This is a genomic window from Enterobacter sp. C4G1, assembly GCF_052886895.1.
Genome location: NZ_JBQVVV010000002.1, coordinates 1971082 through 1986435, shown reverse-complemented (window position 1 = coordinate 1986435; position 15354 = coordinate 1971082). Strand labels below are relative to the sequence as shown.

Annotated in this window: 14 protein-coding genes and 5 tRNA genes; 17 read left to right on the top strand and 2 right to left on the bottom strand. The window is 53.4% G+C overall.

What is annotated here, in order from left to right; genetic code table 11:
- Positions 1–2: 2 nt before the first annotated feature.
- The gene (gene srlE / locus ACT9TW_RS23240) at positions 3–974 is read right to left on the bottom strand and encodes a PTS glucitol/sorbitol transporter subunit IIB (RefSeq protein WP_446493815.1); all 972 of its coding nucleotides are present in this window, start codon (positions 972–974) and stop codon (positions 3–5) included.
- Positions 971–1534 carry a PTS glucitol/sorbitol transporter subunit IIC gene (gene srlA / locus ACT9TW_RS23235; protein WP_182062198.1) on the bottom strand — a complete coding sequence of 188 codons (564 nt, stop codon included), beginning with the start codon at positions 1532–1534 and terminating at the stop codon, positions 971–973. The genes srlE and srlA overlap by 4 nt, the downstream gene beginning before the upstream one ends.
- Before the next feature lie 273 nt (positions 1535–1807).
- Between srlA and mltB the strand changes: the two genes are divergently transcribed.
- The 17 genes from mltB to gshA all read left to right on the top strand — a co-directional run bounded on the left by mltB (position 1808) and on the right by gshA (position 15204).
- Positions 1808–2908 carry a lytic murein transglycosylase B gene (gene mltB / locus ACT9TW_RS23230; RefSeq protein ID WP_315686593.1) on the top strand — a complete coding sequence of 367 codons (1101 nt, stop codon included), beginning with the start codon at positions 1808–1810 and terminating at the stop codon, positions 2906–2908.
- A gap of 312 nt (positions 2909–3220) precedes the next feature.
- Positions 3221–3874 (top strand): metal ABC transporter ATP-binding protein, encoded by a 654-nt coding sequence (locus tag ACT9TW_RS23225; protein ID WP_315686590.1) that lies wholly within the window; start codon positions 3221–3223, stop codon positions 3872–3874.
- Positions 3871–4731: a metal ABC transporter permease gene (locus ACT9TW_RS23220; RefSeq protein ID WP_315686588.1), complete on the top strand. Its 861-nt coding sequence runs from the start codon at positions 3871–3873 to the stop codon at positions 4729–4731. The genes ACT9TW_RS23225 and ACT9TW_RS23220 overlap by 4 nt, the downstream gene beginning before the upstream one ends.
- Positions 4732–4745: 14 nt before the next feature.
- Positions 4746–5624, top strand: a complete 879-nt coding sequence (locus ACT9TW_RS23215; RefSeq protein WP_446493814.1) for a metal ABC transporter substrate-binding protein — start codon at positions 4746–4748, stop codon at positions 5622–5624.
- Positions 5625–5753: 129 nt separating this feature from the next.
- Positions 5754–6251, top strand: a complete 498-nt coding sequence (pncC, locus tag ACT9TW_RS23210) for a nicotinamide-nucleotide amidase (protein WP_014071491.1) — start codon at positions 5754–5756, stop codon at positions 6249–6251.
- A 91-nt stretch (positions 6252–6342) separates the two neighbouring features.
- Positions 6343–7401, top strand: coding sequence for a recombinase RecA (gene recA / locus ACT9TW_RS23205; protein ID WP_446493813.1), 1059 nt, complete (start codon positions 6343–6345; stop codon positions 7399–7401).
- Positions 7402–7469: 68 nt separating this feature from the next.
- Positions 7470–7970: a recombination regulator RecX gene (recX, locus tag ACT9TW_RS23200; protein WP_182062192.1), complete on the top strand. Its 501-nt coding sequence runs from the start codon at positions 7470–7472 to the stop codon at positions 7968–7970.
- A gap of 131 nt (positions 7971–8101) precedes the next feature.
- Positions 8102–10729 carry an alanine--tRNA ligase gene (alaS, locus tag ACT9TW_RS23195; RefSeq protein ID WP_446493812.1) on the top strand — a complete coding sequence of 876 codons (2628 nt, stop codon included), beginning with the start codon at positions 8102–8104 and terminating at the stop codon, positions 10727–10729.
- A 241-nt stretch (positions 10730–10970) separates the two neighbouring features.
- Entirely contained in the window at positions 10971–11156 is a 186-nt protein-coding gene (gene csrA, locus ACT9TW_RS23190; RefSeq protein WP_000906486.1) for a carbon storage regulator CsrA, read from the top strand.
- Positions 11157–11498: 342 nt separating this feature from the next.
- Positions 11499–11591, top strand: a tRNA-Ser gene (locus tag ACT9TW_RS23185).
- A gap of 4 nt (positions 11592–11595) precedes the next feature.
- A tRNA-Arg gene (locus ACT9TW_RS23180) sits at positions 11596–11672 on the top strand.
- A gap of 197 nt (positions 11673–11869) precedes the next feature.
- Positions 11870–11946: transfer RNA gene (locus ACT9TW_RS23175), tRNA-Arg, on the top strand.
- Positions 11947–12009: 63 nt separating this feature from the next.
- Positions 12010–12086: transfer RNA gene (locus ACT9TW_RS23170), tRNA-Arg, on the top strand.
- A 161-nt stretch (positions 12087–12247) separates the two neighbouring features.
- Positions 12248–12324 (top strand) — tRNA-Arg (locus tag ACT9TW_RS23165).
- Between the two features lie 260 nt (positions 12325–12584).
- Positions 12585–13151, top strand: coding sequence for a fructose-1-phosphate/6-phosphogluconate phosphatase (yqaB, locus tag ACT9TW_RS23160; RefSeq protein ID WP_446493811.1), 567 nt, complete (start codon positions 12585–12587; stop codon positions 13149–13151).
- Complete coding sequence (locus ACT9TW_RS23155; RefSeq protein ID WP_166717649.1) at positions 13148–13576, top strand: YqaA family protein; 429 nt, start codon at positions 13148–13150, stop codon at positions 13574–13576. Before yqaB ends, ACT9TW_RS23155 begins: the two co-directional genes overlap by 4 nt.
- Before the next feature lie 83 nt (positions 13577–13659).
- Positions 13660–15204 (top strand): glutamate--cysteine ligase, encoded by a 1545-nt coding sequence (gene gshA, locus ACT9TW_RS23150; protein ID WP_446493810.1) that lies wholly within the window; start codon positions 13660–13662, stop codon positions 15202–15204.
- Positions 15205–15354: the final 150 nt, after the last annotated feature.

Genomic DNA, 15354 nt, shown 5'->3' with positions numbered 1-15354 from the left:
TCTTATTGGTAAATAAAGCCAGAGACAAACCAGGCAATCAGCACCGTTGGCGCGCCCGTCAGGAAGCGGCTCACCAGAACCGATGGCACGCCAACGCGTACGGTGTCCTGACGCGCTTCGGCAAGCGAAAGCCCAACCGGGATAAAGTCGCACGCCGCCTGGGCGTTAATGGCAAACAGAGCGGGCAGGGCAAGGTGCGGGGGAATATTGCCCAGACCAATTTGCACGCCAATCAGCACGCCGATCACCTGCGCAATCACTGCACCCGGGCCGAGGAACGGCGACAGCAGCGGGAAGGAGCAGATCAGCGCCAGCGTCACCAGCCCAAGCGGATGGCTGGCAAGCGGGGCAAGACCGTGGGCAATCCAGTCGCCCAGGCCCGACGCCATGATGATGCCGATAAGCGCCGAAACGAATGCCATAAACGGCAGAATGGTTTTCAACACGGTGTCGATGGTGTCGCGCCCGGACTGGAACAGCACCGCCACCGCCGAGCCCATCCCCATCCCGACTTTTGCCAGCAGACCGTCGCTCTGCTCGGTGATTTTCTTGCTGGTGTCGTAATCGCGTGGCGCAGCTTTTGCTTCTGTTTTCTGTGGAGCAGCAGAACCATCAGCCAGACGAATGTTGTCTTCTTTCACGCCGGAAACATAAATGTCTTCAACGATGTACTGCGCCAGCGGGCCAGATTTCCCGGTTGAGTGGATATTTACGGTCGGGATACGGCGTTTTGGGTAAATGCCGCAGCGCAAGGTGCCGCCGCAGTCGATTACGGCAACGCCGATTTCGGACTCTGGCGGCTCGCCTTCTTTGAAGCCGTCTACCGCTTCCCAGCCAGTCAATTCGCGCAGCTTGTCGACAATCGCCGGGCGTGTGCCTGCGGTGATGTAAACAATCTTTTTACCCGGTGTGGCGTCGAGTTCCAGCGGGCCACCCCAGCCGCCCGTTCCTTTTTCAATACGAATTCGGCTCATGCTGTGGCTCCTGAAAGCTGGACGTTTTGTTCAAGCTGAATGCCCATTTTTTTCTCGAAAATCGCGGTGGTGAGGTCGGTCACCCAGCCACGGAAGAAGTTAGTGACCAGGCCGACCAGCAAATAGCTCACCGCCAGCGGGCCGAGCGGCAGGCCAAGCGTCGTCAGGCCGCTGGCAATACCGAGGTAAACAAACAATTCGCCGGGGTTGATGTGCGGGAACAGGCCGTTCATCGAGTGGCAGCTATAAGATGCAGCGGCGTAATAACTCGGCTTGTATTTCTCTGGCATAAAGCGGCCGAGGCTTAAGGTCATTGGGTTGCAGAACACGAAAGTGCCGATGAAGGGCAGGACAAGGTAACGGGATAACGGATTCCCGGCGCAGCGCTGGGCAAAGCGTTCAATGCGTTTCTGGCCGATAAAGTTAATCAGCGCGTTCATGATAACCAGCAGGCTTATCAGCAGCGGCAGGATCCCGGTCACCATGCCGGTAAACACTTCTCCGCCTTTCTGAAATAGCCCGATGAACCACTCGGCGCCGTGGGTGATGATATCTATCATTCTTCTCTCCTGTGGGGCTTCTTGTTTTTGTATAACTGCGGCTAATAATAATCACTTTGAAAGGTTTTAAAGTGTTAATTAGATCTCACAATGAAAGAAAAATGTATTATTTTGAAAGTTAATGGGCAGGGGAAAAGCGCTTTGGTTGAAAAAAGTGCAGATTTGCGTTGGGGAGCGTAAAGATTTGGTAGTGGGTGCGAGTACCGCTTCCTTGAGGTGTCGGGGATGTTTTACCATACTGGCTTCTTGTCGAACTCGTTAAATGGATGTCTCATGTTCAAGCGTCGTTATGCAGCGTTGTTACCTGCGCTTATCCTGCTTTCTGCCTGTAGTAGCAAACCTAAAACTGAAACCGCTCAGCCCACTGCTGGTGCGCCTTCAGGGGGATTCTTGCTTGAGCCTCAGCACAATACGATGCAGATGGGCGGCGACTTCGCGAATAACCCGGCAGCTGAGCAGTTCATCGATAATATGGTGAGCAAACACGGTTTTGACAGACAACAGCTGCATGAGATCCTCTCCCAGGCGAAACGTCTGGATTACGTGCTGCGTCTGATGGACAGACAAGCCCCGACCGCACAGGCGCCGACCGGGCCAAATGGCGCATGGTTGCGTTACCGCAAACAGTTTATTACCCCGGACAACGTGCAAAATGGAGTGGTGTTCTGGAACCAGTATGAAGATGCCCTGAACCGCGCGTGGCAGGTGTACGGCGTACCGCCTGAAATTATCGTCGGGATCATTGGCGTTGAAACCCGCTGGGGCCGTGTGATGGGTAAGACCCGCATCCTGGATGCGCTGGCAACGCTCTCCTTTAACTATCCACGCCGTGCTGAATACTTCTCTTCTGAGCTGGAAACCTTCCTGCTGATGGCGCGTAACGAACAGGACGATCCGCTGGATCTGAAAGGGTCGTTTGCCGGGGCAATGGGCTATGGCCAGTTTATGCCGTCTTCCTATAAGCAGTACGCCGTTGACTTTAACGGTGATGGCCACATCAACCTGTGGGATCCGGTGGATGCTATCGGCAGCGTGGCGAACTACTTCAAAGCGCATGGCTGGGTACCTGGCGACCAGGTTGCCGTGCAGGCCAATGGTCAGGCTCCGGGCCTGGAAAATGGCTTCAAAACCAACTACAGCATTTCGCAGCTGGCAGCAGCGGGCTTAACACCAACGCAATCGTTGGGTAATGCGCAGCAGGCGAGCCTGCTACGTCTGGATATTGGTACGGGTTATCAGTACTGGTACGGGCTGCCGAACTTCTTCACTATTACCCGCTACAACCACAGTACCCATTACGCAATGGCGGTGTGGCAATTGGGGCTGGCAGTGTCACAGGCGCGTGTCCCGGCAGCGTCACCGTTTAGTCAGTAACTCATTCTGACGGGTAGGCCGGGTAAGGCAACGCCGCCACCCGGCATGGTTGCGTGCACGATGCGGCCTGATGCCCTCACCCTGACCCTCTCCCATGGGAGAGGGTCATCCCGCAGAAACATTTCGCCACACTCCCTTTTACCTCTCTCATTTACATCTTAATTATCTTTCATTATTGTTATGTTATAACATTTGATGTGGTGCTGTGATGTCAACGTCCTTTTTCTCTCTTTCCGCACTGACGCGATTTCTGCTGGCGTTGGTGCTTATTGTCTTTATCGGGCTGGCCGTGCGCTGGGCGGTGGCCTTGCCATGATCGTCATGAATCAACTGACCGCAGGCTATGAACGCCAGCCCGTCACTGGTGCTATTACCGGTGTTATTGAACACGGGAGTATGACCGCCATTATCGGTGCCAACGGCTGCGGGAAATCGACATTGCTGAAAACGCTCGCCGGGTTTATCCCGCCCGTAAGCGGCAGCTTTCGCTGGCAGGGAAAACGCCCGGTGATCGGCTGGCTCGCGCAGCGCCATGCCCTGGAAACTCAATTTCCGCTGACCGTGCTGGATGTTGTCAGCATGGGGTGCTGGCCGGGAATTTCGCTGCTGGCCGGATTACGACGGGGAGCGCGGCTGCGTATCGGCAGCGCTCTTGAGCGCGTGGGGCTGGAGTCGATGGCGCTTTCCACTATTGATGAACTCTCTGGCGGCCAGTTTCAGCGCATGTTATTTGCCCGCGTATTAGTGCAACAGGCCCCGCTGGTGATGCTCGATGAACCCTTTACAGGCGTTGATGAAGCAACCTGCAACGTGCTGATGGCGCTGATGCTGGAGATGTACCAGCAGGGGCAAACGCTGCTGGCGGTGCTGCATGACAGCGAGCGCGTGGCGCGCCACTTCCCGCAAACATTACGACTGGATTCCGATATCCCTTTCTTGCAAACCGAACGGGTGAGGGTGGCATGATCTGGCATCTCTTTTTCCAGCCGTTCATCGACTACGGCTTTATGCGTCGCGCACTGGTGGTGTGCCTGGCGCTGTCTGTCAGCACCACTGCACTGGGGGTCTTTCTTCTGTTACGCCGCATGAGCCTGATGGGCGATGCCTTGTCACACGCGATTTTGCCCGGCGTGGCGGTGGGATACTTACTGAGCGGGATGTCACTGCTGGCGATGAGTCTCGGCGGTTTTATCGCCGGGATTGTGGTAGCGCTGGTGGCCGGTCTGGTTAGCCGTCGCACACCGCTTAAAGAAGATGCCAGTTTTGCCGGTTTATATCTTGGCTCGCTGGCGCTGGGCGTCACGCTGGTGTCGCTGCGCGGTTCAAACGTTGACCTGCTGCATTTGCTGTTTGGCTCCATTCTGGCGGTGGATAACGACGCGGCGATGTTCGTGGCTGGTGTGTGCATCTTCACCCTGATTACGCTGGCTATTTTTTATCGTGGCCTGGTGACGGAGGCGTTCGATACCGCCTGGTTGCAGGTTAACGCCCGCGGGTTGCCAGGCCTGCTGCACGGCCTGTTTCTCGCTCTGCTGGTACTCAATCTGGTGGCCGGTTTCCAGGTGCTCGGCACGCTGATGGCCGTTGGGCTGATGATGCTACCTGCGGTAGCCGCGCGCTGCTGGGTACGTACGCTGCCTGGGTTGCTCCTGATGGCCGGTATTAGCGGTATTTTTTGCGCATGGCTGGGGTTAAGCCTCTCCTGGGCGGTGAGTTTACCTGCCGGGCCATCCATTGTGCTGACCGCCAGCGCGTTGTTCTTTATTTCGGTTTTATTTGGCACGCGCAGCAGGCTGGCTGGCAGTCTGCGCGCGCTTTTTTAACACAAGGGGAAAAAATGAAACGTACAGGGTTAGTCGTTGCGCTCGCGCTCGGAATGATGTCGCACACTGTGATGGCAAAAACGCTTAATGTGGTGACCAGCTTTTCGATCCTGGGAGATATCACCCAGGAAGTCGGCGGTAAAAACGTAAACGTGACAACGCTGGTGGGGCCGAATGGCGACCCGCACACCTTTGAGCCGTCACCCAAAGACAGCGCTGCGCTAAGTAAGGCTGATGTGGTGGTGGTGAACGGCCTTGGGCTGGAGGGATGGCTTGACCGTCTGGTGAAAGCGTCCGGTTTTAAAGGCCAGCTGGTGGTGGCATCGGCTGGTGTGAAAACACACACTCTGGAAGAAGACGGAAAAACCGTGACTGACCCACATGCCTGGAACAGCGCGGCAAACGGTGCCCTGTATGCGCAAAATATCCTGAATGGGCTGGTGAAGGCAGACCCGGAAGATAAAGCTGCGCTGGAAGGCACCGGCAAAGCGTATATCGCACAACTCATCCAGCTGGATAACTGGGCCAAATCACGCTTTAGCCCGATCCCGCAGGAAAAACGCAAAGTGCTGACCAGCCATGATGCCTTTGGCTATTTCAGCCGCGCCTACAGTGTGACTTTTATGGCACCACAAGGGTTGTCGTCCGAGAGCGAAGCCAGTGCGGCGCAGGTGGCTGAGATTATCAACCAGATTAAAGCCGATGGTGTGAAAACCTGGTTTATGGAAAACCAGCTTGATCCGCGTCTGGTGAAACAGATCGCCAGTGCGACAGGTGCACAGCCAGGAGGCGAACTCTACCCTGAAGCGCTTTCGGCAAAAGGTGGTGTGGCGGATACCTACGTTAAAGCATTTCGCCACAATGTTGATACCATCGCCGACAGCATGAAATAAGAACCTGCGAAGCCGATGCGCCCGCATCGGCTTTTTCTGAAGCCCTCTCGTAAAACCTGAACCTCATCCCCATATCTGACGAGAAAGTGTTATCTTGTGCTGCACGTTTTTCAAAGGCCTGGAGCGATAATGACTGACCATGAATTGATGCAGCTTAGCGAAGTGGTAGGGCTGGCGTTAAAGCAGCGCGGTGCGACAGTAACAACGGCAGAGTCCTGTACTGGCGGCTGGGTAGCGAAAGTGATTACGGATATTGCGGGCAGTTCCGCCTGGTTTGAGCGTAGCTTTGTGACCTACAGTAATGAAGCTAAAGCACAGATGATTGGCGTGCGTGAATCCACGCTCGAACAGCATGGCGCGGTCAGTGAGCCGGTGGTGATTGAAATGGCCATTGGTGCCCTTAAAGCAGCGCGCGCGGATTATGCCATTTCGATAAGTGGCATTGCCGGGCCGGACGGCGGTAGCGATGTGAAACCCGTTGGCACCGTATGGTTTGGTTTTGCAACGTCGAAAGGCGAGGGGATTACCCGCCGTGAATGCTTTAGCGGCGATCGCGAAAGCGTGCGTCGTCAGGCAACGGAATATGCGTTAAAAACGCTCTGGCAACAATTTCTACAAAATACTTGATACTGTATGACCATACAGTATAATTGCACCAACAGAACAGAATTCACCCCGGTAAATACGTAAACGTATTTACTGTATGACAGGAGTAATAATGGCTATCGACGAGAACAAACAGAAAGCGTTGGCGGCAGCACTGGGCCAGATCGAAAAGCAATTCGGTAAAGGCTCCATCATGCGCCTGGGTGAAGACCGTTCCATGGATGTGGAAACTATCTCCACCGGTTCGCTTTCTCTGGATATCGCACTGGGCGCTGGCGGTTTGCCAATGGGCCGTATCGTAGAAATCTACGGGCCAGAATCCTCCGGTAAAACGACCCTGACCTTACAGGTTATTGCAGCCGCGCAGCGCGAAGGTAAAACCTGTGCGTTTATCGATGCCGAGCACGCGCTGGACCCGGTCTATGCCCGTAAGCTGGGTGTTGATATCGACAACCTGCTGTGTTCTCAGCCAGACACAGGTGAGCAGGCGCTGGAAATTTGTGACGCGCTGGCGCGTTCCGGTGCTGTTGACGTTATCGTAGTCGACTCCGTTGCTGCACTAACGCCAAAAGCGGAAATCGAAGGTGAAATCGGTGACTCTCACATGGGCCTCGCGGCACGTATGATGAGCCAGGCAATGCGTAAGCTGGCGGGTAACCTGAAGCAGTCCAACACGCTGCTTATCTTCATCAACCAGATCCGTATGAAAATTGGTGTGATGTTCGGTAACCCGGAAACCACTACCGGTGGTAACGCACTGAAATTCTACGCGTCTGTCCGTCTTGATATCCGCCGTATCGGCGCGGTGAAAGAGGGCGAGAACGTGGTCGGTAGCGAAACCCGCGTGAAGGTTGTGAAGAACAAAATCGCTGCACCGTTCAAACAAGCTGAATTCCAGATCCTCTACGGCGAAGGTATCAACTTCTTCGGCGAACTGGTTGACCTGGGTGTGAAAGAGAAGCTGATTGAAAAAGCGGGCGCCTGGTACAGCTACAACGGCGACAAGATTGGTCAGGGTAAAGCGAATGCCATCTCCTGGCTTAAAGAGAACCCGGCTGCGGCGAAAGAAATTGAGAAGAAAGTTCGTGAACTGCTGCTGAACAACCAGGATTCAACACCTGATTTCACGGTTGATGGCGCGAACGTTGAAGAAACTAACGAAGACTTTTAATTCTCTCGTTTAAAAATGAAGGGCTGCGAATGCGGCCCTTTTTGCATTTCTGAACCAGCAGGTTTTGTATGACCGAACCCACAACTCGCCGCCCTGCCTATGCCCGCTTACTGGATCGCGCGGTGCGTATTCTGGCCGTGCGCGACCACAGCGAGCAAGAGTTACGGCGTAAACTCGCGGCCCCGGTGATGGGCAAAAATGGGCCGGAAGAGATTGATGCCACGGCGGAAGATTACGACCGGGTTATCGCCTGGTGCTATGAGCATCATTATCTGGATGATGAGCGCTTTGTCTCACGGTTTATCGCCAGCCGCAGTCGTAAAGGCTATGGCCCTGCGCGTATTCGCCAGGAGCTTAACCAAAAAGGGATCGCGCGTGAATCAACCGAAAAGGCCATGCGCGAATGCGATATCGCGTGGGGAGAACTTGCGAGAGATCAGGCAATTCGCAAATACGGCGAGCCGCTGCCGCGTGAGTTTGCAGAAAAAGTTAAAATCCAGCGCTTTTTGCTCTATCGTGGCTTCCTGATGGAAGATATTCAGGATATATGGCGTAATTTTGCCGATTGAACGCATGAGGGATTTTACTTCCCTCCCAAGAAAACTTATCTTATTCCCACTTTTTCCAGTAGCTGGTCTGTCCAACTGATTACAGGTACAGACTGGCTGCGACATTTCGTTAGCTTGATTTCAGGATAATTATGAGCAAGAGCACCGCTGAGATCCGTCAGGCGTTTCTCGATTTTTTCCATAGTAAAGGACACCAGGTTGTTGCCAGCAGCTCCCTGGTACCGAATAACGACCCGACTTTACTGTTTACCAACGCCGGGATGAACCAGTTCAAGGATGTGTTCCTTGGTCTCGATAAGCGTAATTATTCCCGTGCAACAACCTCACAGCGTTGTGTGCGTGCGGGCGGTAAACATAATGACCTGGAAAACGTCGGTTACACTGCACGTCACCACACCTTCTTCGAAATGCTGGGTAACTTCAGCTTCGGCGACTACTTCAAACACGATGCTATCCAGTACGCGTGGGAACTGCTGACCGGTGAAAACTGGTTCAAGCTGCCGAAAGAGCGTCTGTGGGTTACCGTCTATGAAACCGATGACGAAGCCTACGAAATCTGGGAAAAAGAAGTAGGTATCCCGCGCGAACGTATTATTCGCATCGGTGATAACAAAGGCGCTCCATATGCGTCTGACAACTTCTGGCAAATGGGTGATACCGGTCCTTGCGGCCCGTGCACCGAAATCTTCTACGATCACGGTGATCACATCTGGGGCGGCCCTCCAGGAAGCCCGGAAGAAGATGGCGATCGCTACATTGAGATCTGGAACATCGTCTTCATGCAGTTCAACCGTCAGGCCGATGGCACGATGGAACCACTGCCGAAACCGTCCGTTGATACCGGTATGGGTCTGGAGCGTATTGCTGCGGTTCTGCAACACGTTAACTCCAACTATGACATCGACCTGTTCCACACGCTGATTAAGTCCGTGGCGGAAGTGACCGGTGCGACCGATCTCAGCAATAAATCGCTGCGCGTTATTGCAGACCATATTCGTTCCTGTGCGTTCCTGATTGCTGACGGCGTTATCCCGTCGAATGAAAACCGTGGCTACGTGCTGCGCCGTATCATTCGTCGTGCTATTCGTCACGGCAACATGCTGGGCGCGAAGGACACCTTCTTCTATAAACTTGTTGGCCCACTGGTTAGTGTGATGGGTGCGGCGGGTGATGAGCTGAAACGCCAGCAGTCGCAGGTTGAGCATGTTCTGAAAACCGAAGAAGAGCAGTTTGCGCGTACTCTGGAACGCGGCCTGGCGTTGCTGGATGAAGAGTTGACGAAGCTTAAGGGCGACACGCTGGATGGCGAAACCGCTTTCCGTCTGTATGACACCTACGGCTTCCCGGTTGACCTGACGGCTGACGTTTGCCGCGAGCGCAACATCAAAGTTGACGAAGCTGGCTTCGAATCCGCTATGGAAGAGCAGCGCCGTCGTGCGCGCGAGTCCAGCGGTTTTGGCGCTGACTACAACGCGATGATCCGCGTTGATGGCGCGTCCGAGTTCAAAGGCTACGAAAATCTGGAACTGACCGGCAAAGTGACTGCCCTGTTTGTTGACGGTAAATCCGTAGACAACATCAGCGCGGGTCAGGATGCTGTGGTTATTCTGGACAAAACGCCGTTCTATGCTGAATCCGGCGGCCAGGTTGGCGATAAAGGCGAACTGAAAGGCGACGGCTTTAGCTTCAGCGTTGCTGACACCCAGAAATACGGTCAGGCAATTGGTCACCAGGGCAAACTGGTTTCCGGTTCACTGAAAGTGGGCGAGGGCGTTCAGGCGAACGTTGACGAAGCACGCCGTGCGCGCATTCGTCTGAACCACTCCGCAACGCACCTAATGCACGCAGCACTGCGCGATGTTCTGGGTACGCACGTGGCGCAGAAAGGTTCTCTGGTTAACGACAAAGTGCTGCGTTTCGACTTCTCGCATTTTGAAGCGATGAAACCGTCTGAAATCCGCGCGGTTGAAGATCTGGTGAACGCGCAGATCCGTCGTAACCTGGCCATCGAAACCAACATCATGGATCTCGAAGCGGCGAAGAAAAAAGGTGCGATGGCGCTGTTTGGCGAGAAATATGACGAACGTGTTCGCGTACTGAGCATGGGCGATTTCTCTACCGAACTGTGCGGTGGTACTCACGCAGCGCGCACCGGTGATATCGGTCTGTTCCGTATCGTCTCTGAGTCTGGTACTGCGGCGGGTGTTCGTCGTATCGAAGCGGTAACCGGCGAAGGTGCAATTGCCAGCCTGCACGCGCAGAGCGACCAGCTGCATGATATTGCACAGTTGCTGAAAGGCGATAGCCAGAACCTGGGCGAGAAAGTGCGTGTTGCACTGGATCGTACTCGTCAGCTGGAAAAAGAACTGCAACAGCTGAAAGAACAAGCGGCTGCGCAGGAAAGTGCAAACCTCTCCAGTAAAGCGGTAGAGATTAAAGGCGTTAAACTGCTGGTCAGTGACCTGGCAGGCGTAGAGCCTAAAATGCTTCGCACTATGGTCGACGATCTGAAGAACCAGCTGGGTTCAACGGTTATCGTTCTGGCGACAGTGGCAGAAGGTAAGGTTTCTCTGATTGCGGGCGTCTCTAAGGATGTGACTGACCGCGTTAAAGCAGGGGAACTGGTTGGTATGGTCGCCCAGCAGGTGGGTGGCAAGGGTGGCGGTCGTCCGGACATGGCGCAAGCCGGTGGTACGGATGCGGCGGCACTTCCTGCGGCATTGGCCAGTGTTGAAAGCTGGGTAAGCGCAAAACTGTAATAATTACAAAGCGTAAGCAGGCGTCATAGCGGCAACGTTATGGCGTCTTGTTCACTACGCTATCGATAACGATAAAGTCAGGTTGAGTTTGTGTATATCGGCTAAACTTACGTTTAACAGAATGTGATGCCGTGACTGCTTACACTTTACGTGTTTGTCATCGCTTACTTTTTGGCGTTATATGATGGATAATGCCGGGATACAAGAGACCCGACTCTTTTAATCTTTCAAGGAGCAAAGAATGCTGATTCTGACTCGTCGAGTTGGTGAGACCCTCATGATTGGGGATGAGGTCACCGTGACAGTTTTAGGGGTTAAGGGCAACCAGGTACGCATCGGCGTAAACGCCCCTAAAGAAGTATCTGTCCACCGTGAAGAGATCTACCAGCGTATCCAGGCTGAAAAATCCCAGCAGTCCAGTTACTGATATTATCGCGTCTCGCTGTCTGGCGAGACGCAACCTTCCAGACATTTTTCCCGCTTAAAGTTACCATTCGATTTCAACAGCTCGCTTTTTCGCCTTTCTCTTTGCCTTATCTCTTACCAATAGCAGCACTATGCCTCATGAATACTGCTCAGAACTCTGCAAAATCCGCTTATAAAACACCCTCTTTGCGGATTTTACATGCGAATTGCGTGTGATTTGTGCAAACGATAAAAGCATGTGGAAAATTGTTTGACTTATAAGTCCCAGAAAGTAATATATGCGCCACGCAGCGACGAGAAGCTCTTAACGAGTTACTCGAAGCACTCGAAAGAGGCGTTGTGTGGTGAGGTGGCCGAGAGGCTGAAGGCGCTCCCCTGCTAAGGGAGTATGCGGTCAAAAGCTGCATCCGGGGTTCGAATCCCCGCCTCACCGCCATTTTGCATCCGTAGCTCAGCTGGATAGAGTACTCGGCTACGAACCGAGCGGTCGGAGGTTCGAATCCTCCCGGATGCACCATATTCTCCGAGATAACAGCAACACTGTTGTTTTAAGGTCTGCGAGTTAATCGCTAGCACCAGGGAGGATAACGTTGCTTCAGCAACGGCCCGCAGGGCGAGGCGTAAGCCGGGTAATCCTCCCGGATGCACCATCTATTACTTCATATTGCTTTCGAAGTGATATGAGTATCGAGCAGTACAGTAGTAAATCCTGATGCATCCGTAGCTCAGCTGGATAGAGTACTCGGCTACGAACCGAGCGGTCGGAGGTTCGAATCCTCCCGGATGCACCATCTATTACTTCATATTGCTTAGAAGTGATATGAGTATCGAGCAGTACAGCAGTAAATCCCGATGCATCCGTAGCTCAGCTGGATAGAGTACTCGGCTACGAACCGAGCGGTCGGAGGTTCGAATCCTCCCGGATGCACCATATTCTCCGAGATAACAGCGATGCTGTTGTTTCAAGGTCTGTGAGTTAATCGCCAGCACCAGGGAGGATAACGTTGCTTCAGCAACGGCCCGAAGGGCGAGGCGCAGCCGAGTAATCCTCCCGGATGCACCATTTACTGTTTCTAATAGCATTACCCTGATGCATCCGTAGCTCAGCTGGATAGAGTACTCGGCTACGAACCGAGCGGTCGGAGGTTCGAATCCTCCCGGATGCACCATATTCTCCGAGATAACAGCAACACTGTTGTTTTAAGGTCTGCGAGTTAATCGCCAGCACCAGGGAGGATAACGTTGCTTCAGCAACGGTCCGCAGGGCGAGGCGTAAGCCGGGTAATTCTCCCGGATGCACCATCTCTTCTTGTTATTCCCCTCCAACGTTCAGTTCTTAATCACACTTATTGTTATCACTTCGCAATCAGCGACAAAAACCACCGTTTACGATAAAGTAATGCCTTGTTAATCGTTTAGCGAGAGCACGATGTACGCACAGTATGACGGTTTGATCTTCGATATGGATGGCACCATCCTGGATACCGAACCCACACACCGCAAAGCCTGGACTGAAGTCCTGGGCCGATACGGGATGCGTTTCGACTTGCAGTCTATGGTTGCCCTCAATGGTTCCCCCACCTGGCGCATTGCCGAGGCGGTGATTGAACTGAATCAGGCCGATCTCGACCCGCACCAGCTCGCGCGCGAAAAAACAGATGCAGTAAAAGCCATGCTTTTAGACACGGTTCGTCCTTTGCCATTAATTGATGTGGTGAAAGAGTGGCATGGGCGTCGTCCTATGTCGGTCGGGACGGGCAGTGAAAGTGCAATCGCAGAGGCGCTGCTGAGCCATCTTGGCTTGCGTCACTATTTTTCTGCTGTGGTTGCCGCCGATCATGTTAAAAACCACAAACCCGCACCGGACACCTTTCTGTTGTGTGCAGAGCTAATGGGTGTGCCTGCGTCTAAATGCGTGGTTTTTGAAGATGCAGATTTTGGTCTGCAAGCCGCACGCGATGCGGGCATGGATGCAGTGGATGTCCGTCTTCTGTGAGTGACCTGCTGTCACTTTCGTCACTATTCGCCAGCAGTTTTTTAAGCGCCACACTTCTACCGGGTAATTCCGAGGTTGTGCTGGTCGCCATGCTGTTATCGGGAGTGAGTCAGCCGTGGTTGCTGGTATTAATAGCAACAATGGGTAATAGCCTTGGAGGGCTGACTAACGTTATTCTTGGGCGTTTCTTTCCGCTGCGTGAAAAATCGCGCTGGCAGGAAAAGGCAGTTGGCTGGCTAAAACGCTATGGCGCTGCCACGCTGTTATTAAGCTGGATGCCTGTAATAGGTGATTTGCTGTGCCTGCTGGCGGGATGGATGCGCATCTCCTGGGGGCCGGTGCTCTTTTTTTTGTGCCTTGGCAAGGCGTTACGCTATGTTCTCGTGGCATGGGTAACACTACAGGGTATGACGTGGTGGCACTAATTGGTGGAATGAATACGCGACCTTCAATCGTCAACCATTACAATTATGCTGAGTAACATTACTTTGACAGGCGGGAGGTCAATTTGATCCCGGACGTATCACAGGCGCTGGCCTGGCTGGAAAACCACCCTCAGGCTCTGAAGGGTATTCAGCGTGGTCTTGAGCGAGAAACGCTGCGCGTAAACGCAGATGGCAGCTTAGCGACAACGGGCCACCCTCAGGTGTTGGGCTCGGCGCTGACACATAAATGGATCACAACTGATTTCGCCGAAGCGCTGCTGGAATTTATTACTCCAGTAGATGACGATATCGATCATATGCTGAAGCTGTTGCGTGACGTTCATCGTTATACCGCCCGTAACTTGGGTGATGAGCGTATGTGGCCGCTCAGTATGCCGTGCTATATCGAGCAGGGGCAGGAGATTGAGCTTGCTCAATACGGCACCTCAAATATTGGCCGTCTGAAAACGCTGTATCGTGAAGGGCTGAAAAACCGCTACGGGGCGCTGATGCAGACCATCTCCGGCGTACACTACAATTTCTCTCTGCCGATGGCTTTCTGGCAGGCAAAGTGTGGTGAAACGGATAAAGAAGCGATTTCAGCGGGTTATTTCCGCCTGATCCGCAACTATTACCGTTTTGGCTGGGTCATTCCTTATCTGTTCGGTGCTTCGCCGGCTATTTGCTCGTCGTTCCTGCAAGGGAAGCCGACCACATTGCCGTTCGAGAAGACCGAATGCGGTATGTACTACTTACCGTACGCAACGTCCCTGCGCCTGAGCGATCTTGGCTATACCAATAAATCGCAAAGCAATCTCGGTATTACGTTTAACGAATTGCATGAATATGTGGCAGGATTGAAGCGGGCGATCAAAACGCCGTCCGAAGAGTACGAAAAAATCGGCCTCGAAAAAGACGGTAAACGCCTGCAAATCAACAGTAATGTTCTACAGATTGAGAACGAACTGTATGCGCCAATTCGTCCTAAGCGCGTGACGCGAAGCGGTGAAACACCGTCTGATGCATTGCAGCGTGGCGGGATCGAATACATCGAAGTGCGTTCACTGGACATCAACCCGTTCTCGCCAATTGGCGTGGATGAGCAGCAGGTTCGCTTCCTCGATCTGTTTATGGTCTGGTGCGTGCTGGCGGATGCGCCGGAAATGAGTTCTGACGAACTGCTTTGTACCCGTACTAACTGGAATCGCGTGATTCTGGAAGGGCGCAAGCCGGGTCTGACGCTGGGTATCGGCTGTGAAACGGCACAATTCCCGCTGGCTAAAGTGGGTAAAGATCTGTTCCGCGACCTGAAGCGCGTCGCGCAGACGATGGATAGCGTTTACGGCGGTGATGAGTATCAGAAAGTGTGCGATCAACTGGTTGAAAGCTTTGATAACCCAGAACTGACGTTCTCTGCGCGTATTCTGCGTTCTATGATTGACCAGGGTATTGGTGGTACAGGGCGCGCGCTGGGCGCAGAATACCGTGAAATGTTGCGGCAGGAACCGTTAGAGATCCTGAGCGAAGCGGAATTTGTTGCTGAGCGGGAAGCATCACTGGTGCGTCAGAAAGAGGTGGAAGCGGCAGATATTGAGTCGTTTGATGCATTTCTGGCGAAGAACGCCTGACACAAAAGAAAAAGGCCACATCGCTGTGGCCAAAATATACATCTCTGAATTCAGGGATGATGATAACAAATGCGCGTCTTTCATATACTCAGACGCGCATTCTGTAGAAGAGTTCAGTTTATTTTAAAAAAAATCACTATCGGAGGTGAC